The sequence below is a fragment of the Tamlana crocina genome (assembly GCF_012037625.1).
The window spans coordinates 1-492 of record NZ_JAAVJS010000179.1 but is presented as its reverse complement, the minus strand read 5'-3'; the positions used below and the strand labels follow the sequence as shown (position 1 = coordinate 492).

1 protein-coding gene is annotated in these 492 nt (G+C 42.1%); it reads right to left on the bottom strand.

The window, feature by feature from the left end:
• Positions 1-492: tetratricopeptide repeat protein (locus HC176_RS16220; RefSeq protein ID WP_167920037.1), on the bottom strand; the 492-nt coding region annotated here is incomplete at both ends.

The window sequence follows — 492 nt, the reverse complement described above, 5'->3', positions numbered from 1 at the left end:
CTTCCAGCTCTGTCTGCATATTCTGCAGCTTTCCAGTACACGGCTCTTTTTTCAAAGGCAGTATTTCCACAGTTGTTGGCGCTCTGTCCTATCATATTAGCAATTTGCAGGTAAGCTCTACCAAAGGAAGGCTTAGCATCCAAGGCTTTGCGATAGTAGTTTCTTGCCTGGCCAAACTGACCTTTTTCTTTGTATTGGTTACCAATTCTGTAATAGATATTAGCTCTTGTAGAAGGATCTTTTTGAAGCTCTGCAGCCTGGTTGTAATACTGAAGTGCCTTTCCCTGGTTTCCTTCAGCTTCAGCAAGATGACCTAATGAATAGGCAGAACTTGCAGATGGTTGCAATTTGTGTAGTGCTTCAGACACCTTCACGAACAATGGATCTTCTGTACAATCCTTGGCAGAAAGTCTGCTGTTCACTCTTTTTAACCAGTCTGTATCACCTTTTTTAGCATCGAAGTCTTTGCTGTAAAGTGGAATCAGGTTATCA